Source organism: Dokdonella sp. (assembly GCF_035703485.1).
Taxonomy (GTDB): Bacteria; Pseudomonadota; Gammaproteobacteria; order Xanthomonadales; family Rhodanobacteraceae; genus Dokdonella.
This window is the reverse complement of record NZ_DASSYD010000196.1, coordinates 1-17,752: the sequence shown is the minus strand read 5'-3', so window position 1 is coordinate 17,752 and position 17,752 is coordinate 1. Positions and strand designations below refer to the sequence as shown.

The following is a 17,752-nucleotide window of genomic DNA, read 5'->3' as shown; positions in this document are numbered from 1 at the left end:
CAGGATTGCATGGACAGCGTGGATTCCAACCAGACCCGCGACATCCTCAAGTCGTTACCACTGTTCCGGCATCTCGACGATGCCGCGCTGGCCGAACTCGGCGATGAATTGCAATGGTTCGCCCTGCCCGGCGGCGCCTCGCTGTTCGAACAGGGCGACCCCAGCGACGCGTTGTACGTGCTCAAGAGCGGTAGCGTCGGCGCGTTCCGCAATGACCAGAATGGCAACGCGCAACTGGCCGGCGTGGTCGCTGCGGGAGAAACAGTAGGCGAAGTTGGCATGATGATCGACATGCCGCGCAACGCCTCGATCCGGGCACTGCGTGATTCCGAACTGCTGCGGCTGTCACGCGATGATTTCGAAAGGCTCGTCAATCACCATCCCAAGGCCATGCTGGCGATGGCGCGACTGGCCGTGCGCCGCATGTCGACACATGATGACGATGGCGCGATGACGGCACCGCGGACCTTCGCCGTGCTGCGTCACAACTCGGGTGTCAATGTTCACGGTTTCGCCGAGGAGCTGGTGCGCATGCTCAGTGCATTCGGCGCCTGCGCGATGATCGACAAGAAGGAAGGTGGTGGTCGACTCAGCAGCTGGTTCAACGAGCTCGAAGCGAAAACCCGGTTTGTTGTCTACGTCGCTGATGCCGACGATGATTGGCAGGCCCTGTGCGTACGCCAGGCCGACTGCCTGCTGCTGCTGGCCAATGCCGCCGAGACGCCGGGCGAGTGGCCGCCGAGCGCCTGTGCCGATGCCTCATCGGCGTTGTCGCGCCCGCGCCACCTGATCCTGCTGTACACGGGCGACATTATCGACGGTGCCGCCCGACGCTGGCTGGCCAAGACACCGCTGATTCGACATCACCATGTGCGCAGCGCCCACGACATCCGTCGTGTTGCACGCTTGCTGACCGGACGCAGCCTGAGCCTGGTGCTGTCTGGCGGTGGTGCGCGCGGCTTCACCCAGATCGGTATCGTCCGTGCGCTGCGCGAGGCTGGCATGGAGATCGATTGCGTCGGCGGCAGCAGTATCGGCGCGATCATCGGAGCCGGTGTTGCTCTGGAATGGTCCGATCAGGAGATGTTTGACAATTACAAGAAAAGTTTTGTCACCAGCAGACCCCTCGGCGACTACACGCTGCCGCTGGTGGCATTGACCCGCGGAAAGCGGGTTGCGCGCCTGCTGCGCGAGCAATTCGGTGCGCGCGACATTACTGATCTGCCGCTACCCTACTTCTGCTGCTCGTCGAACCTGACCAGCGGACAACTCGACACTCATCGTGACGGTCCATTGTGGCTTTGGCTGCGTGCATCGTGTGCGATTCCCGGGGTGCTGCCTCCGGTTTGCCATCACGGCGAGGTCTATGTCGATGGTGCGGTGATCAACAACCTGCCGACCGACATCATGAATGCTCTGCAGCCCGGCGCCATGGCCGCGGTCGACATCGGCGCCGACGATGCCTTGCGAACGTGTATTGAAGAATACGCAACACCACCATGGTGGAAACTGGTCTTCGATTTCAGTCGTGGCACGCGCCTCGGCATCTTCGACATCCTGATCCGCTCGGGCATGGTCAACGCCGAACTGGCCAGCAGCGATCGTCGCCAACTGGCCAGTCTCCTGCTTGAGCCGCCGGTGCGGGATATCGGCCTGCTCGACTGGAAAGCCTATGACCGCGCTGTCGACGCAGGCTATCAGTACGCCCTGCGCGTCATTGGTGGGCGGCGCGACGGCTTGCACGAGCAGACGCCGTTGCGGGTTTGATGATCTGTTTGTTGTTCCGAATCAGCAAGATCGTGTCCAGGGCAACGCTGATCAAGTGGCCCAACCATCCTCAACGATAACCGCCGTGCCGTAACAAAGCACTTCGGCCAGACCCGGCATCACGTCGGTGGCGTCATAGCGCATGCCGATGATCGCATTGGCGCCGAGCATGCGCGCGTGCTTCACCATCAACTGGAATGTCTCGGCACGGGTCTGCTCGCACAGGGTGGTATAGACCGTGATGTTGCCGCCGAACAGCGAATGCAGGCCGCCGATGAAATTGCCGACGATGGATCGCGAGCGCACGGTCAGGCCGCGCACGACGCCAAGACTGCGCACGACCCGATAGCCGGGCAACTCCAGCGCGGTTGTCACCATCGCGTTTCCCAGCCCGCTGATTCTTGAGGCGTCAGGCTGGGCGGCTTTCGGGTTCAGGTTCAGGGTTTCCATGAGTGTGTCTCCCGGATTTTGGTCGTCATGCAAACAATGCGTCTAGCAGGCTGTTGTGATTGTTCTCGGCGATAGGTTTTCCGCGAGGATCTTGTCGTTCCGGCTGGCTTTCATGCCGGCTCCGGTTGCAGCTCAACAATCCCGATGATATCGCCGGGCCGGGCCGGCAACATTCAGCGCGACGGCGGGCCCTTCAACTCGACCACATTGCCTTCCGGATCGTCGACGTAGATTGAAGGCCCTGCGCCCTCGGCACCGTAGCGCGACTGCACGGCTCCCGCCTCGATGCCATGGCGCTCAAGATGAAGACGGATTTCGCTTGCGTCGAACGGCTCGACGCGCAGACACAAGTGATCGAGGTTGCGCGCGCTCTTGCTGGGTGCGGCGCCGCCTTGGCGACCGAGTTGGCCATCGACCGGCACCAGGTCGATCATGCTGCGCCCGGCACGCAACTGGATCAGACCGATTGAGTCGAGCCGTCGCTCGACGCTGCACCCCAGCACTTCGCAATAGAAGTGCAACATCGCGTCGAGATCGCTGATGCGCAGGACCACGTGATCGATTTCACGTATTCGGATCATGGGCGAGAGCCGTCTCCTTGCATCATCGACAGGCTGCTGGAGTACTCCATTCTCCCGAGGGGAGAAGCAACATCAGCAACCTGTCGACGTTTGCTCGGCAGGCTGCCGGCGTCAGTTGCAGGCAAATGGCAACAGGTCGCTGGCCATGCTCGACTCACAGCGCCAGCTGCCGCCGCCCTGATAGGTCCATTCGATACGCTCGATGCGTGCGGCGAACGGAATATCCGATGATGATGAAAGCCGGATCGTGACCGTGCACGCGGGTGAAATGCCACCCAACTGGATGGCTTCGATCCAGTTGTTGTTCGAGCTTCGGTCTTCCGTCGGGCAGTCGCCGCCACCATCTGCGATGGCGGCGATCTCCGACTGGGTCGAAGTCGCCACCATGAACACCGCGGTGAGTCCGGCGCGGATTGCGGCCTTCTCATTCTCATCGACCCCCGAGCTGCCGGAGCCGCTGTTGTCCGCCATCGAAGTGTCGGTATCGGGAATGACAATGGCACCGGTGGTGTCCGGCGAGGACATGCCCTGGCTGCTCGACATCGATGAATTCGGCGCACCCATGTTCATCGCGCCCATCAGCATGCTCATGAAAATGCCCCAGCCCGCGAACATGAGGATCGTGCCAAGAATTGGCAGACCATTGAGGACCCAGCCGTACCAGGGCATTTTCGGCCGCTCGGTCGGCAGCGGTTTGCCGGGTTCGACCTCGCGGAAAATCACGCAGGTCGATGCCATCATGTCGTGCAAGGCCTGTTTGCGCCCGGTCCAGCCGGCGAGCATCCAACCGATGCCGAAGGGAATGATCCCGGTGACGATCTTGCCGAAAAACCGCCCGGTTGCGCGCCCAAAGCTGAGACGCTCACCGCTGGTACTGGTGACCTTCAGACCCATGATCCGCTTGCCGGGCGTGGCCTGACTGGCCCCACTTTCGAATTTGGCGAAGTAAAGCCACGAAAGGACAATCGCGCCGACATAGGCAAGAAAATAGAACAGGACGAGCAGGGTGCCTGGCGCTTCTCCCGACACCGCTGATTGGACGCTCAGATAACCGAGCACGCCGAAGATGAGCAGGAAAGGAATCGAAAGGATGATCGAATCGAGCGTGTACGCGGCGAATCGACGCCAGAACCCGGCATGCACGATGCCGCCCTCGGGCAACGGGTCGCCCGTTGCCGTGCTGGCAACAGCGGCCGCGCCGGGAGTCACCGCGGATATGCGCATGTCCGGTGCCGCAGGTTCACTCTTTGCCGGTGTCGGCCTGGGTGCCGGCGTCGGTGCGGGTGTCGGAGCTGGGGCAGAGCTGGCGGAGGGCGCGCTGGCCGGAGCAGGACTCACAGCGCTGAACGCAACGGTCGCCTGCTGGTCAAGATCGGTCGCCGCCGATGTCGGCACGACGAACGGCTTCCAGTCGGAGCTGCCAACCACGGCAACGCTGATGCTCGACGGCCAGGCTCCGCTGCGAACGCGATCATCAACGAAGGCATGCGGCACCGGCCCACACGGCTTGCCATCGACCAGCACGAACAGATTGTCGCTATCGCCGATCTCGTGCAACTCGGTCACGGCTCCAGTTGCCTGCGCTCCCTGTTGCAAGCGTTGCAGCTTGCCCAGATCATCACTTTCCTTGATCGAGATCGGTGCGCGCGCCAGCAACTCGGCCTTGAGCCGGTCCGGCTCCATGCGGAAATAGGTGGCCAGTGCGGACCAGACATTGGCGGCATCAAAGCCAGCCTGTGTTTCTCCGGTCAGGACCAGAGCGTGCTTGATGGGTTCCATTGTTTCCGTTCCCGTTCGTGTTTTGTTTGTATTCGCAGTTGGCGGATGCGCCCGCCGGATTGAAGGTCAAGTATCGCCGTCGAGGCCGATGGATGCACGTCTCACGCGCGTCTCGATCACGGTCGACAGTCGGCTGGAAGGTATTTTGGCGTGATTGTGGAAATGCAGTTCCATGCACCGTCAGCGGTGTGCTGCCACTCGATCGTCTGGCCACGCAGCGCCGCCGGCGTGGCAGAATCCGAGGCAAGGGTCAGGGTGATGACGCAGGCGGGCGGTTCGCCGCTGATGCGGATCGATTCGACCAGCGGGTCGTCGCTGAAAGGATTCGTACCCTGGCAGGTGTTGTTGCTGAAGATCGATTCGGCGACACCGAGCTTTACCGCACTTGTGGCAATAAAGGTGCTCTGCAGTCTGGCTCGCATGGTGTAGTCCTGATAGGCCGGCACGGCAATGGCGGCTAGAATCGCGATCGGAAACACTGCCAGCAGCACGCAGTTTGCAGCCCAGCCGTACCAGGGCATCGGCGGGCGTTCCGTTGGCAATGGTTCGCCGGGTCTGACGGTTTCAAAAACGACACAGGTATCGGCAATCAGATCGTGCAAGGCCTGCTTGCGCGAGGTCCAGCCAGCCAGCGCGTAGCCGATATACAAGGTGATATAGGAAATCGCGCCGGCGAAATAGCGGCCACTGGCCTGGCCCAGGCTCAGGCGGCGGCCCTTGCCGTCGGTGGCAATGATGCCCATCGCGCGTTTGCCAAGGGTCGCCTGCGCCGGCGAACTTTCCATCATGGCGAAATACGCCCAGCGCCCGGCGAAGTAGATGAGGTAACCGAGGATCGGAATCATCAGGACGATGACAGACGGAATGAACAGCAGCAGGTTGTCAATCAACCAGGCTGCACAGCGCCGCCAGAAACCAGCATGGATAGCGTCGCCCGCCGGCAGTGGCAGCAGATTCTTGCGCCCGGCGATGCTGTCGGCAACCCGGGCGATTTTTGCGGCGACCGTGTCCGCTTCGTCAACGCTGCCGGCATCAAGGTCAGCTTCAATCGCAGCGGCTGCAACGGCTGGCGTTGGCAGCGACGGTTGTGCCGCAGCAACCTCGAAAACGCGCCAGTCGGAACTACCCACCGGCGCGGCCTTGAGTCCGGCTGGCCAACGGCCATCACGCAAACGTTGTTCAATGAATTCATGCGGCAATGGGCCGCGCGGGGTGTTGTCGATCAAGACGAAATAGCTGCCACCGCTCAATCCCACCACTTCACTCTGCGCGCCGATCGCGCTTAGCGCGGATTTGCGTCGCGCCAGCTCGGCGACGTCTGCGGATTCCTTGATGGTCATTGGCGCACGCGCCAATACGGTGCTGTCGAAACGTGCCTGATCGATGCGAAAGAGTTCGGCAGCCGCCTTCCAGACGTCTGCAGCTTCAAATCCGGGCAGCAGATCTCCACTCAGTACCAGTGCGTGCTTGTTCGACTCCATGGTCCCCTCCCCATTCAGGCATTCTTGAATCTACCACTTGTCATGATGGTTTTAGCCGCGCAACCGGCTCAGCGTTCAAGGATTGCAGTCACTCCCATGCCACCAGCGGTACAGATCGAGATCAGTCCACGTCCCGATCCTTTCTGCTCCAGCAGCTTGGCCAGGGTGGCGACGATGCGGGCGCCGGTTGCCGCGAACGGATGACCCAGGGCGAGGCTCGATCCATTGACATTGAACTTGTCCGGGTCGATTGAGCCAAGTGCCTTGTCGCGACCGAGGCGGTTCTTGCAGTACTCCTCGGATTCCCACGCGCGCAGGGTGCACAGAACCTGGGCGGCAAACGCCTCGTGGATTTCGTAGTAGTCGAAATCCTGCAGGGTGATGCCGGCCGCGTCGAGCATGCGCGGAACCGCGATGGTCGGCGCCATCAGCAAGCCTTCACCGTGAACGTAATCCACTGCCGCCACTTCGGCGTGGGTAAGCCAGGCCTGCACTTGCAGGCCACGCTCCTTGGCCCAGGCTTCCGAGCCGAGCAGAACCGCCGAGGCACCATCGCTGAGCGGCGTTGAATTGCCTGCTGTCAGGGTGCCGTGGCCGGAAGTCTTGTCGAATGCGGGTTTGAGGCTGGCGAGTTTCTCCAGCGTGGTATTGGGGCGCAGGATATTGTCGCGGTCGAGGCCGCGAAACGGCACGACCAGATCCTCGAAGAATCCGCGCTCATACGCTGCGGCGGCTTTCTGGTGGCTTTCCCAGGCGAGCCTGTCCTGATCTTCGCGCGACACTTTCCATTCACGCGCCATCTGCTCGCAGTGATCACCCATCGACTTGCCGGTGCGCGGCTCGGCGACACCGGGGAACGATGGCGCCAGCTCACCGAACGAGAATCCCTTGATCGCCGTCTTCAATTTGTCGAGCGGCTTTTTTGCGCGATTGACCGCAAGCAGACGCTGCTGCAGGGCGCGTCCGTAGACAATGGGCACATCGCTGGTGGTATCGCTGCCGCCGGCGATGCCGGCTTCGATCTGCCCGTTGGCAATCTTGTTGGCGATGATGATCGCGTTGTCCAGCCCGGTTCCGCAGGCACGCGCGGTGGTGATACCCGGCGTAGTCGGCGCAAGGCCCGAAGACAAGGTTGCTTCACGCGCCAGATTCCACTCCGACGCATGCTTGATCACCGCACCGAAGGCAACCTCGCCAAGTTCGACGCCGTGCAGACCATAGCGTTCGACCAACGAGCCGAGAGCTTTTACGGACATGCCGAAATTGCCGATATCGGCATACACGGTATTGTTGCGGCAGAACGGAATACGCACGCCACCGATGACACCGACTCGCTTGATCGCAGTCACGTCGAACCTCGTTTGGCAGAAATCGAATACTATTATGCAACGCCTACGTCTTTGATGCCGCATTGCATGAGCTATGTATTCGATCTCGAGCGCCTGCAAGCGCTTTCGGCCGCCCACGGAAAGGAGTATCGAACGGCTGAACCGTATCCGTACGCAGTCATCGATCAGTTCCTGCGCCCCGAACGTGCGCTTGAACTTGCCCGGCATTTCCCTCAGCCGCAGGATCCGATTGCCTGGGATTACTTTGGCGCGGAACATTTCGAGGTAAAGATGGGTTGCTCACGCGAAGAGCACTTCCCCACTGGGCTGCGATCAGCCATACACGATATGAATTCCGGCCCGTTTGTCAGTTTTCTCGAACAACTGACCGGGATCGATCACCTGCTGCCTGATCCGCATCTGGTCGGTGGCGGCATTCATCTGACGCGCGAACATGGACACCTGGGCATCCATGCCGATTTCAACTGGCACGAACGTTTGCAGGCACATCGACGGGTCAATCTGCTGATCTACCTGACCCCCGACTGGTCGAGCGAGCTGGGCGGCGAACTCGAACTCTGGGATCGTCAGGCCAGATCCTGCCAGCGCATTGTCGAACCCCTGTTCAATCGCGCCGTCGTGTTCTCGACCCGCTCGGACAGTTTTCACGGTCACCCGAACCACTGGAAATCCGCATCGATCCATCGCCAGTCGATCGCCCTGTACTACTACACGGCAGGCGCGGATTCCGAATGCCCTCCACGAGCCCCGCACAACACGCTGTACAAGGGGCTTCACGTGGAGTGAGGCAGGTCATTCCAGCTGCGCAGCTTGCGGTGCCGTTGCCGAATCTGGTTCAACCTGCGCGAACATCAGCGGTGCGGCTTGCCATATTTGCCAAAAAGCGTTTTCGGCTTGCAAACAGGCGCCGAGGTGCTGAACGTAGACACTTGCCGTTGTTTCTACCGGAGTGCCGGCAGGCAGAGAGATGACATTGAGCATGCGTCGCCCGTTGTTGATATCGAATGCACAGCTGAAAACGACGACCGGAACATCAAGCTCGTTTGCGAGTCGGGCCAATCCGATCGGAAATCGGATGGCGCCATCAAGCAAAGGGCGCTGCAAGCTAGCCTGATGTGATGCCGCCGGCACATCCATCATGCCGACCACGCTGCGGCCCATTCGCAGAGCATCCTGAATTTTTTCACTGCTTCCGCCAGTGTAGATAATTTCACGATTACCAGGTCGGCGAATGCCGAGCTCGCGGAATCGCGCGTACCACAACGAGACTCGCCCAGCGCCCAAATCGCTCACTGCCGCGCGCTTGGCGAGGAAGTGCGCTTGTATATCGTGATGATGGAGCTGCCTCCACACCCATTGCCCGCCGCCCCAGTGGTAAGTCAACAGAACAAAAGGTCCGCCCTGTTTCGGCCACTCCCCGACCTGATCGATTCGCCTCGCCCACCAGCGCGAAGAGCGAAACAGTACGAGCCAGGTATCGGTGCGCTCGAGCAAACGCAACAACCTGAAGCGTCTTTTCCAGTCGGCTTCATTTTGCTCGGGAAGGTGCGCCTTGGCCGCTTGCCAGGCTTGTTCGACCGCAGCGCGATGGCGGCGATCGTAACGTGCCAGACCCTTCAACACGCGAAAGCCGATGCTCCATGGCAGGAGCGCTACGAAGATTGGGACAACAAAGAGGCTGATCAGGTCAGCGACATTGCGCTTGATAAGGTCGATCACACGCAGAACGTCCATCAGTAGCGGAGCAGCGGCATGGCGCATCGCTTTTGTTGCGTTTACGCCAGCAGAGATGCTTGGAAGGCCAATGTTACACTGGCGAACCGGCCATCCAGCGCCTGACTGTCGAGCACTGCCCTGAATTTCCTCGCCCTTGTCGCCATCGAATGCGAAGCGCCTGGCGTGCCACCGGTGACTTCGCTGGATCGAACCACGGCCAGCATATTGGCCGACGCCCTCGCCCACGATCTGGCTGCGCATGTCCCCGAGATCCGTCATCTGGATTTCGTTTTCGTCGGCGCGCTCTACGATCAGGCGCAACTGTTGCGCCCAGGCTGGCCGTTGCATGCGGCGCTGGCCGAAGCGCTGGAACGGTTGCCGCGCAACGCGGGCGATACCCATGTTGTCGCTCTCGGCGCGCATCAGGGACGCCTGCCGCTCGCCGATCTTGAGCCGGAAACCGACTTGCTCGGCAGCCCGATGCTGGTCATGCCGTGGTTGCTGTCCGGCCCTGCGGAAACCATCGACAAAGTCGGCCAGCGACTCGAACGGGAATTGCTCGAACAGGGGCTGATCGGTCCTGAACTGGCCCTCGCGATCGGCGAAGCGTTCGGCATCAAGACCGCCCATGCGCGACATATGACCACACTCGATCTATGCGCGATGGCGTGTGCGCAGTACGAATACGCCGAGCTCGGAGCAGTTTGGCAGATCATCGAAGCGGCCTTGCTCAAGCCGAACGAGGAACAGATCGCCAACCTCGCCGCTGGCGGCACGCTGCGCTATCAGTCGGGAACCGTCGACATCGAAGGGGCGGATCGTCGCCAGGCAGCTCAGTGTCGGGCGATCCTTGCGGCTCACGGGATTTAGCGCCTTTGGCTGGCGCCGGGAAGTGGGAAGTGGGAAGAGCATTGCGCTTTTCGACTTGATGGGGTGACTACCACGGTTCTCGCGACTCGACCCAACTCGCCGAAACCGCCCTTCCCGCTAACCGCTATCGGCTCACTGCTCACTGTTATCGTCGCGACCGGGAAAAATCAAAGCTCCACAAACCCGGCTTCAAGCAAGCGATAGCCTGAATCGTTCATGCCGAGTGCCTGGTAGGTCGCCTGCGCGTTGCGGTTTTCCTTTTCCACGTAGAGGCGCAGACCGACTACGCCCGATGTGCCTCGTGCCTGCTTTTCGAGGTCGGCGTAGAGCGCGCTGAAGACGCCGCTGCGGCGCGCTTGTGGGGTCACGTAGACACTCTGGATCCACCACCAGTCGCCGTTGCGCCAGTCGCTCCATTCATAACTCACCATCAGGCAGCCGACGGGCATTCCGTCACGCTCGGCAATCCGGTAGAAGCCGCGTTGCGGCTCGGCGAATACGGTTGAGGTGCCACGTGTCAGCACTTCACGATCGAGCACCTTGTGCTCGGTTTCCAGGGCCATCGCTGCATTGCAGTCGACGAGGAAGGCAATATCGGACTCGCTGGCTGCGCGAACCGTCGTGGCAGGACTCATGGTGGGGTTTCCTTACTTGGGGCAAGCATCAGCTCGAAGCGCTCACCACGTTTCTGGTAGCGATTCTCGACCCATAGTGAGCGGTCATCGTCGCTGACCCCGCTGGCCCGGTTGCCGCTGCGCAACGGCAGTGGCCGCTCGGCGAACCGGGTTGCCAATGGGCGCGTGTCGTCGCGATGGTTGTGCAACCAGAGCAGCGTTGAAGCCAGGCGCAAATGCGCGGCTGAATCAAGCAGGCGGGCTTCGTAATCGACATAGGCCGGCGCGGCAATGTTGGCGAGGATGCATCCGACCCAATTCGAGGCGCATTCGAGCCGTCCGATCTTCTCCCTGGAATGGTCAATCAGGCGATCCTGCAAAGCGGCTTCGTCGACCCTTGATCCGCAAAAGGAATCGGCTTTTTCGCCACGCGCGGTATTGAGAATCCGACAGGAACACGGATTCGCCTTCGCCAACCAGTCTCACGTCGTCGATGCTGTCCTTGTTGCCGGCCAGACGCGCCTGGGCAAGCGCGGCGTCGACAAAGTCGAACTCACCCATCATTGGTGCGCACAGGGAAACCTCCGCTGCCGTCACGGCCCCGAGGGCCGCCCCACAGGACTCGGGAACGCTATCCCCGGACTCCAATTGCGCCAGCATTTCCGCAAACAAGCGCATGGCCGCGTCGCGTTGGGCGACAGCGATCATGGAATAGATCAGCGACGGATTTTCCTGACCGAAGCGTCGCCATGTCGCCAGATTCTGACACGTCCCCGCCAATGCCTCTTCGCGTTGGCCATCGACAAAGGCCAAAGCCAGACTGCTCAGACGCAGGCGTTGCGGGTTCCCGACATAGGCAATCGTCAGGGCGGATTGCGTGGGAAAATCATTGCGCAGGAAATCGAACTGTTCGAGCTTGGTTGCGCGAGCCACAAGGCGTGCATGCGTTGCAAGCTCGCTGCGTGTGGCTTCTGGATTTCCTTGCACTCGTGCCAGGCATTCGGCTTCCTGGAGCTGACACAGCACGGTCGACCCGGCGGCGGGCTCGGCCAGGGATGGTAATTTCGATGATGGGAATTCGCTAATCGCATCGCCCTGGTGCGCATGCTCTTGCGCGAACTTCACATCCAGATCGGCAGCGCGCTGCATTTCTTCGTCGGCAATGTCCTTGTCGAACAACCACATCAGGGCGAAGGCGTTGCGACCCTGCGGTCGCGGCGTTCCCGCTTCGACGCGCTCAAGTGCCGCCTTCTGGGCATCGGTGGGACCGCGCCAGCGAAAGTAGGCGAGATTGAGCAGGAACAGGACCACGACGGCGAGTGCCAGTCCGAGCAACCATCTGATCGCTTGCCAGAACCCATTCATTCGCGCTTCCTCTTGCGAGAACTGCCGAGCTTCCGGGTCAGCGTGTTGCGCCCCAGGCCGAGAGCTTTTGCGGCATTTTGTCGATGTCCATGGTTGACCAGCAGAGCCACTTCGAACAGCACCCGGTCAAACTCGGCGAGTGCACGCGGATGCAACACTTCCGTATCGCCGCGCAGTTCCTGTTCGGCCCATTCGGCGAGGGCGACACTCCAGCGCGGACGCGTTGAGGCGACCGCACTGCGCAGTTCGATGGGCAGGTCGCCAGCATGGATCTGCCGACCACTGGCGAGGACAGCCAGACGTCGGCAGGTGTTTTCAAGTTGGCGAACGTTGCCTGGCCACGGCAATTCGCGCAATGCACTCAAGGCGGCGGGCGCGAAGCGTTTTGGCTCAAGGCCGATCTCGGCACTGGCCTGGGCGAGAAAGTGTTCGGCGAGTCGCGGAATATCCTCGCGACGTTCGCGCAGTGGCGGCAGCTTGAGTCGCAACACGTCGAGTCGGTGCAGGAGATCGGCACGAAATTCACCGCTGGCAACCTTGGCATCGAGGTCCTGATGAGTCGCCGCAATCACTCGAACATCGGCTTTCAGCAGCTCGCGCCCGCCGACCCGATAGAACTCGCCCGAGGCCAGCACGCGCAGCAACCGGGTCTGCAAGGCCAGCGGCATGTCGCCGATTTCATCGAGGAACAGCGTGCCGCCATCGGCTTGTTCAAAGCGCCCGGCATGGCGACGACTGGCGCCGGTAAAGGCACCGGCTTCATGACCGAACAATTCCGATTCAAGCAATTCGGAAGGAATTGCCGCGGTGTTCAAGGCAATGAAGATCGCATCGGCGCGCGCGCTCTCGCGGTGCAAGGCGCGGGCGACGAGCTCCTTGCCGGTTCCGGTTTCACCGGTGATCAGTGCATTCAAGCCACTCGCGGCGACGCGTCCGATGGCGCGGAACAACTCGCGCATTGGCGGCGCGCTGCCGAGCAATTCCGGCTCCGGCGTAGCGACATGCCTGGCGGATCCCGCCAGCGCCGGAATCGATTGGGCAATGGCGCGCTCGGCCATTTCGACAGCGGCATCGAGGTCGAATGGCTTGGGCAGGTAGTCGAACGCGCCGTGCCGGTAAGCGGCCGCGGTGGTGGCCACGTCGGTGAATGCGCTCATGACAATAATCGGCACCTGGGCGGCTTGAGCCGACAGGTGTTCAAGCAGTTCAAGTCCGCTCGCCCCGGGCATGCGCACGTCGGTGAACAACACGTCCGGCCGTTCCGATCCGAACAGCTCAATGGCCGTATCAGCTTCGGCGAATTCCCGTGGCTGCAGGCCCGCATCACGCATCGCCGCAGCGAGCACCAGGCGCACACTGCGATCATCGTCGACGATCCATACTTTGCTCATGACGACAGCTCCAGTGGCAGCAACACGCTGAATACGGTCGCCCCGGCACGTGAGTTGTGGCGCAATTCTCCGGCATGTTCGCGGGCGATTTCACGGGCCAGCGCAAGACCGAGACCTGTTCCGTTGGGACGTCCGGATACCAGCGGCTGGTAGATCGACGATGCCAGCTCGGCCGGCACGCCGCAGCCATCATCGATGACATCAATACGCAGCACGATCCGGCGCAGCTGATCGTTCAAGCGGGCGCCGAATTCGACGCGCGTGCGCAGGGTCAACGACCCGGCACCGGCTTCCACCGCGTTTCTTGCAAGGTTGAGAAGCAGTTGGTACAGACGATCGGCATCGCCCACCGCCGCCGGCAGACTGGGATCGTAATCGCGACGCACAACGGGCGCCGCCGGTTCGGCTGCGATCAGCAGGGCCACCCGTTCGAGCAACTCATGCACATTGAGGCGAAGCAGACGCGGCTTGCCACGCGTACCGAGCAGGCGATCGGCGAGCACGGTCAAACGGTCGCTCTCGCTGATGATCAGATTCGCCAGCTCGCGCAATTCCGCGGTTTCGACACGTCGACCGAGCAGCTGCGCGGCCCCGCGAACCCCGGCGAGCGGATTCTTGACCTCATGGGCGAAGCCGCGCAGCGATTCCGACAACATCGGCGCCGCGCGCGCCGAGGTTTCATTCAGGGTGTGGAATTCAAGCAGAAGCTCGTCGTTGTTCAATGGCGTCAAGGCGATATCGCTGACTAGTCGATTGTCATGTCCATCGCGCACGCCAGCCTGGCGAAGCAGAATGACCTGCTGATCCTGGATGGCCCGGCGCGCCGCCTCGACAATGCCGCAACCGCCCGGCTCGATGAGCTCCAGCGAAGTACCCAGCCAGCGCGTCACACCCAGGCCAAGCATCTCCGCAAGTGCCGGATTGAGCCAGGTGAACTGCAGCGCTCGATTGAGCCTTGCCATCGGCGTGACGCATTGCGTCAGCACCTCGGCCGAAGCTGCGAATTCTGAATGCGCCAAAGTGGTGCGAACGTTTGTCATTGCCCAATGATAGGGCGAAAACAGGGAAAGTGGGCCGGGAAAGGTCGCGGATTGGCACTCTGACCACCCGTGCCGCTCAATCCGAAGCCTTCCCGCCCTCATTCCTTCCCGCGCTGTGGCCATGTGACGTTCGCCGGAGTTCGACAATTCCTGTCTCGACCCGGCCAGAACCATCGAAACGCCGGTCGCGGCAATCATGGGCAATCCGGGGCCAAGGGATCGTCGTTGCGGTTGGCGAGCGTTGCGAATTCCATGGCGAGATGTGCCTGGTCAGCCGAACTTTGCTGGGCCAATACTGCGAAAAGTGGCGAAAAACTCGGGAAACGCTTAGATTTGACGCGCCAAACGGCCGTCGCTTCATCGGGAGCGGTGCAATGCAAGAGAACTGATATCAATGGCTACCAAATCTACTGTCAAGAAGACCACAAAAGAAAAAGCCGCACCGAAGGCAACACCCGCGGTCAAGCCAATCAAGGAGGCGTTTGGTAAATCGGCGCTGATCGCACACCTGGCCGAGCAAGCCAGTGTAGAGGCAAAGAATGTCAAGGCTGTGCTCGCGGCACTCGAGCAGACCGTACTTGGCGCCGTGCACAAAAAGGGCGCAGGTAGTTTCACCCTTCCAGGATTGTTCAAGATCAACGCCGTCAAGGTGCCGGCAAAGCCGAAGCGCAAAGGCATGAACCCGTTCACCGGTGTGGAGCAGGTGTTCGCCGCCAAGCCGGCAAGCGTGAAGATCAAGGTGCGTCCGCTGAAGAAGCTCAAAGACGCCGCCCTCTAGTTTGAATTATTCATGAGTTGCACGCGCGCGCTTGCGCCATGAATCCATACGACATTCGCTCAAACGGCGGTAGCTCCCGCTATCGCCTCAATTTCGAAATGCCGTGTGAATCCATTGTCCTGCACGATCGTCGCGCGGATTCATGAGTCGTCCCGGCTAGCAGGCTGATGAGGGTGTCTGCCTGGAATCCCCAGGCAAACACCCGCTACGGCGCTGATCCCTATCGGGCACGATGGATTGCACGCTTGTCTGCATCGCTGGTGGCGCTTGTCGAACTGACGCCATGTCGTTTCGTCCATCCGGAATCGGCCACCAGCGTGATTTGGATGGGCCGCAAACCACCAGCTCTTTTCGGAAGGCCTGACGCTGCCATAGCCTTGCTAGCGGCGGCCCGCATCAAGATGGGTCAGGTAGAGACGCAGATCAAACTCCAGCTGGTGGTAGTCCGGCTCCATGTGCGTGCACAGCCGGTAGAAGGATTTGTTGTGCTCGGCTTCCTTGATGTGCGCCAGTTCATGCACCACGATCATCTTCAGAAACTCGGCAGGCGCATCGCGAAATACGCTGGCGATGCGAATCTCGCGGCTGGCTTTCAGCTTGGAACCCTGCACTCGGGAAATGCTGGTGTGGGCGCCAAGCGCGTGCTTCATGACCTGCAACGTGTTGTCGTACAGCACCTTGCCCAGCGGCACCGATTTGCGCAGATGACGATCCTTGAGCGCCTGCACGTAGTCGTATAGCTGGTTGTTGGTGCGCACGACGTGCAGCTCGCCATATTTGGCGTTCAACACCGTACCGAGCCGATCCTACTCGATCAGCTCGCGCACTCTGGCCTGCACATGGGCCGGGTAACCATCAAGGTACTTGGAAGGTGACATCAACAGAGGGGCAGGAAAGCACAGGGGACGCCCAGTATGATGGGCCACAGACCCCAAATACGAAACCGAGACATGGCAAAAGCGAATCCGCTGCAGGAACAATTGCTCAAGGCAGGCCTGGTCAAAAAATCGAAAGTTGCCGAGGTCGCCCGCGAGCAGAACAAGGCCAGGCATGGCAAAGGTCCCGCGGAACTTAGCGAAATTCAGCGGGAAGCGGAGCGCGCGCGGGCCGAAAAGGCTGAGCGGGACCGTGCGCTTGCCGCCGAACACAAAGCCAAGGTCCGCATCACCGAACTGGCTGCTCAGGCGCGTCAGATCATTGAAGACAAGAAAGTGCCGCGCTCGGGGGAGGTCGAATACCGCTTCACCGCCGACGGCGCCATCCGCACCCTGCTGGTCAACGAAGAGCTGCGCAAGATGCTGTCTTCCGGCGCACTGGTGATCGCCCGTCTCGGCGACCGCTACGAGTTGTTGCCACGCGCGGCTGGCGACAAGGTACGTGAACGCGACGCCAGCATGATCGTCCTAGACCACGGCCAGGGATCCGACGCGCAACCCTCCGTTGGAACCTCGGAAGACGATGCCTACTACGCGCAGTTCAAGGTACCTGACGACCTGGATTGGTAAGCAAGCGGGTCAGGCCAGAGCTTATGCAGGTACCGCCGCTCCGCTTGGCGACAGGTCCGATATCGGCCAAAAGGAGACACTCAGCTTGCTCGTTTGGATGGCCCGAATACTTAGATGTCACGGAACGAGACGCTCATCTCCCAAGCGGGTGAGGCCCTTCGAGCTTGCCTACGAGGCTGGAGAGTGTGAATATTCCAAGACGCTGCTTCACCCTTGCGAGCTCCCGCAAGATTAGAATCTGGGATTAGACGCCACAATCGGTGGAAGCCGATGATTCATCTAGAAAATTTACTACCACCAAGCCCCGAAACCCGGGATTAGACACCAGGAATAGGCACTCTTCTGGTGTCGAATAGTAGTTGTACCCGTCTATGGGGAGCTCATCTCAACGTGGTTTATCGCGTCTCGTAGTGAGTGCTCTGCGCCGAATCCGTGGGCGAGAATGGCGGCATCAGCGGCGCGATCGTTCTTCGTATCTTCATTGTTTGTCGTGGCGCTGATCGCTTTTGGTTTGTGGCAACTCGTGGTCACCGGCTCGGCCAGGCGTTCATGCTAAAAGAGCACACTGCATCTCGCTTCCCAAGACCAAAGTCCTCGCGTAGCCTTGGTACAACTAGTCAATCAAGCCGACCGCTGACGCGGCGGCTTATTTCCGGTGTTAGGCGGCATCGTCTTCGTCGCCCTGTTCCGGCACGGTCGCAACAAGCGCCGTTACCGCGTCGACAATTTCATGCACCTCGAACTCTCGTCGCGAGTCGCCGAGTTCGTATCTGATCGAATGGATAGCCATTTCCCAACGATCCTTCCTGACAATTTTTCCGTCTTCTCGAAACTCCAAATCCTCTAGCTTCGCGTCGCGAAACTCAGGCATTCGAAGATCCCGCTCAGTTACTTCTCGCACTTCGTTTCTCCTTCGCAGTGCCGCCTAACGAGAAAGGTTAGATCGTGCGAGCGAAGCGAGCCGCGATCTGAACCGTTTGTTGGACAAGCCCGGTCCCCGTAGCGACGCTATGCAGATAGCTATTTCCCGATCAGCGGTGGCGGTCGGTGATCAAGCGGCAATTTG

17 protein-coding genes and 1 pseudogene are annotated in these 17,752 nt (G+C 60.8%); 5 read left to right on the top strand and 13 right to left on the bottom strand.

Annotation, left to right across the window (positions count from 1 at the left end; genetic code table 11):
- The first annotated feature begins 9 nt into the window (after window positions 1-9).
- Window positions 10-1,767 carry a patatin-like phospholipase family protein gene (locus VFN25_RS14985; RefSeq protein ID WP_325143328.1) on the top strand — a complete coding sequence of 586 codons (1,758 nt, stop codon included), beginning with the start codon at window positions 10-12 and terminating at the stop codon, window positions 1,765-1,767.
- 51 nt (window positions 1,768-1,818) lie between these two features.
- Here the strand turns inward: VFN25_RS14985 and VFN25_RS14980 are convergent, their stop codons facing one another.
- The 5 genes from VFN25_RS14980 to VFN25_RS14960 form a co-directional block, all read right to left on the bottom strand.
- Complete coding sequence (locus tag VFN25_RS14980) at window positions 1,819-2,145, bottom strand: YbjQ family protein (protein ID WP_325143349.1); 327 nt, start codon at window positions 2,143-2,145, stop codon at window positions 1,819-1,821.
- A 245-nt stretch (window positions 2,146-2,390) separates the two neighbouring features.
- Window positions 2,391-2,798: a VOC family protein gene (locus VFN25_RS14975; protein ID WP_325143326.1), complete on the bottom strand. Its 408-nt coding sequence runs from the start codon at window positions 2,796-2,798 to the stop codon at window positions 2,391-2,393.
- Between the two features lie 111 nt (window positions 2,799-2,909).
- The gene (locus tag VFN25_RS14970; RefSeq protein ID WP_325143324.1) at window positions 2,910-4,577 is read right to left on the bottom strand and encodes an RDD family protein; all 1,668 of its coding nucleotides are present in this window, start codon (window positions 4,575-4,577) and stop codon (window positions 2,910-2,912) included.
- Window positions 4,578-4,693: 116 nt separating this feature from the next.
- The gene (locus tag VFN25_RS14965) at window positions 4,694-6,058 is read right to left on the bottom strand and encodes an RDD family protein (protein ID WP_325143322.1); all 1,365 of its coding nucleotides are present in this window, start codon (window positions 6,056-6,058) and stop codon (window positions 4,694-4,696) included.
- 68 nt (window positions 6,059-6,126) lie between these two features.
- On the bottom strand, window positions 6,127-7,407 hold the full coding sequence (locus tag VFN25_RS14960; protein WP_325143320.1) for an acetyl-CoA C-acetyltransferase: 1,281 nt from the start codon (window positions 7,405-7,407) through the stop codon (window positions 6,127-6,129).
- A 66-nt stretch (window positions 7,408-7,473) separates the two neighbouring features.
- On the opposite strand from VFN25_RS14960, the gene VFN25_RS14955 reads away from it, so the two are divergent.
- Window positions 7,474-8,193, top strand: a complete 720-nt coding sequence (locus tag VFN25_RS14955; RefSeq protein WP_325143318.1) for a 2OG-Fe(II) oxygenase — start codon at window positions 7,474-7,476, stop codon at window positions 8,191-8,193.
- 6 nt (window positions 8,194-8,199) lie between these two features.
- Here the strand turns inward: VFN25_RS14955 and VFN25_RS14950 are convergent, their stop codons facing one another.
- A complete protein-coding gene (locus VFN25_RS14950; RefSeq protein ID WP_325143317.1) occupies window positions 8,200-9,168 on the bottom strand; it encodes a hypothetical protein in 969 nt (322 codons plus the stop codon).
- A gap of 147 nt (window positions 9,169-9,315) precedes the next feature.
- Here VFN25_RS14950 and VFN25_RS14945 point away from each other — a divergent pair, with 147 nt between their 5' ends.
- The gene (locus tag VFN25_RS14945) at window positions 9,316-9,993 is read left to right on the top strand and encodes a hypothetical protein (protein ID WP_325143315.1); all 678 of its coding nucleotides are present in this window, start codon (window positions 9,316-9,318) and stop codon (window positions 9,991-9,993) included.
- A 167-nt stretch (window positions 9,994-10,160) separates the two neighbouring features.
- Here VFN25_RS14945 and VFN25_RS14940 read toward each other — a convergent pair whose 3' ends face one another.
- The 5 genes from VFN25_RS14940 to VFN25_RS14920 are packed head-to-tail and all read right to left on the bottom strand — an operon-like array spanning window position 10,161 to window position 14,325.
- Window positions 10,161-10,628, bottom strand: coding sequence for a GNAT family N-acetyltransferase (locus VFN25_RS14940; RefSeq protein WP_325143313.1), 468 nt, complete (start codon window positions 10,626-10,628; stop codon window positions 10,161-10,163).
- Complete coding sequence (locus VFN25_RS14935; RefSeq protein WP_325143311.1) at window positions 10,625-10,987, bottom strand: hypothetical protein; 363 nt, start codon at window positions 10,985-10,987, stop codon at window positions 10,625-10,627. The genes VFN25_RS14940 and VFN25_RS14935 overlap by 4 nt, the downstream gene beginning before the upstream one ends.
- The gene (locus VFN25_RS14930; protein WP_325143309.1) at window positions 10,968-11,972 is read right to left on the bottom strand and encodes a hypothetical protein; all 1,005 of its coding nucleotides are present in this window, start codon (window positions 11,970-11,972) and stop codon (window positions 10,968-10,970) included. Before VFN25_RS14930 ends, VFN25_RS14935 begins: the two co-directional genes overlap by 20 nt.
- Window positions 11,969-13,363 carry a nitrogen regulation protein NR(I) gene (ntrC, locus tag VFN25_RS14925; RefSeq protein ID WP_325143307.1) on the bottom strand — a complete coding sequence of 465 codons (1,395 nt, stop codon included), beginning with the start codon at window positions 13,361-13,363 and terminating at the stop codon, window positions 11,969-11,971. The genes VFN25_RS14930 and ntrC overlap by 4 nt, the downstream gene beginning before the upstream one ends.
- Entirely contained in the window at window positions 13,360-14,325 is a 966-nt protein-coding gene (locus VFN25_RS14920) for a two-component system sensor histidine kinase NtrB (RefSeq protein WP_325143305.1), read from the bottom strand. Before VFN25_RS14920 ends, ntrC begins: the two co-directional genes overlap by 4 nt.
- A 472-nt stretch (window positions 14,326-14,797) precedes the next feature.
- Between VFN25_RS14920 and VFN25_RS14915 the strand changes: the two genes are divergently transcribed.
- The gene (locus VFN25_RS14915) at window positions 14,798-15,181 is read left to right on the top strand and encodes an HU family DNA-binding protein (RefSeq protein WP_325143303.1); all 384 of its coding nucleotides are present in this window, start codon (window positions 14,798-14,800) and stop codon (window positions 15,179-15,181) included.
- A gap of 380 nt (window positions 15,182-15,561) precedes the next feature.
- Here VFN25_RS14915 and VFN25_RS14910 read toward each other — a convergent pair.
- Window positions 15,562-16,059 (bottom strand): annotated as a pseudogene (locus VFN25_RS14910) (M48 family metallopeptidase).
- 72 nt (window positions 16,060-16,131) lie between these two features.
- Here VFN25_RS14910 and VFN25_RS14905 point away from each other — a divergent pair.
- The gene (locus VFN25_RS14905) at window positions 16,132-16,686 is read left to right on the top strand and encodes a DUF2058 domain-containing protein (RefSeq protein ID WP_325143301.1); all 555 of its coding nucleotides are present in this window, start codon (window positions 16,132-16,134) and stop codon (window positions 16,684-16,686) included.
- Between the two features lie 658 nt (window positions 16,687-17,344).
- On the opposite strand, the gene VFN25_RS14900 is transcribed toward VFN25_RS14905, so the two are convergent.
- The gene (locus tag VFN25_RS14900; RefSeq protein WP_325143299.1) at window positions 17,345-17,557 is read right to left on the bottom strand and encodes a hypothetical protein; all 213 of its coding nucleotides are present in this window, start codon (window positions 17,555-17,557) and stop codon (window positions 17,345-17,347) included.
- Between the last annotated feature and the right edge of the window lie 195 nt (window positions 17,558-17,752).

Coding starts and splice junctions, on each gene's coding strand:
- ntrC (WP_325143307.1), bottom strand. CDS start 13,363: ATGAGCAAAGTATGGATCGTCGACGATGATCGCAGTGTGCGCCTGGTG.
- VFN25_RS14900 (WP_325143299.1), bottom strand. CDS start 17,557: ATGCCTGAGTTTCGCGACGCGAAGCTAGAGGATTTGGAGTTTCGAGAA.
- VFN25_RS14915 (WP_325143303.1), top strand. CDS start 14,798: ATGGCTACCAAATCTACTGTCAAGAAGACCACAAAAGAAAAAGCCGCA.
- VFN25_RS14940 (WP_325143313.1), bottom strand. CDS start 10,628: ATGAGTCCTGCCACGACGGTTCGCGCAGCCAGCGAGTCCGATATTGCC.
- VFN25_RS14920 (WP_325143305.1), bottom strand. CDS start 14,325: ATGGCAAGGCTCAATCGAGCGCTGCAGTTCACCTGGCTCAATCCGGCA.
- VFN25_RS14905 (WP_325143301.1), top strand. CDS start 16,132: ATGGCAAAAGCGAATCCGCTGCAGGAACAATTGCTCAAGGCAGGCCTG.
- VFN25_RS14965 (WP_325143322.1), bottom strand. CDS start 6,058: ATGGAGTCGAACAAGCACGCACTGGTACTGAGTGGAGATCTGCTGCCC.
- VFN25_RS14985 (WP_325143328.1), top strand. CDS start 10: ATGGACAGCGTGGATTCCAACCAGACCCGCGACATCCTCAAGTCGTTA.
- VFN25_RS14930 (WP_325143309.1), bottom strand. CDS start 11,972: ATGAATGGGTTCTGGCAAGCGATCAGATGGTTGCTCGGACTGGCACTC.
- VFN25_RS14955 (WP_325143318.1), top strand. CDS start 7,474: ATGAGCTATGTATTCGATCTCGAGCGCCTGCAAGCGCTTTCGGCCGCC.
- VFN25_RS14950 (WP_325143317.1), bottom strand. CDS start 9,168: ATGCGCCATGCCGCTGCTCCGCTACTGATGGACGTTCTGCGTGTGATC.
- VFN25_RS14970 (WP_325143324.1), bottom strand. CDS start 4,577: ATGGAACCCATCAAGCACGCTCTGGTCCTGACCGGAGAAACACAGGCT.
- VFN25_RS14980 (WP_325143349.1), bottom strand. CDS start 2,145: ATGGTGACAACCGCGCTGGAGTTGCCCGGCTATCGGGTCGTGCGCAGT.
- VFN25_RS14975 (WP_325143326.1), bottom strand. CDS start 2,798: ATGATCCGAATACGTGAAATCGATCACGTGGTCCTGCGCATCAGCGAT.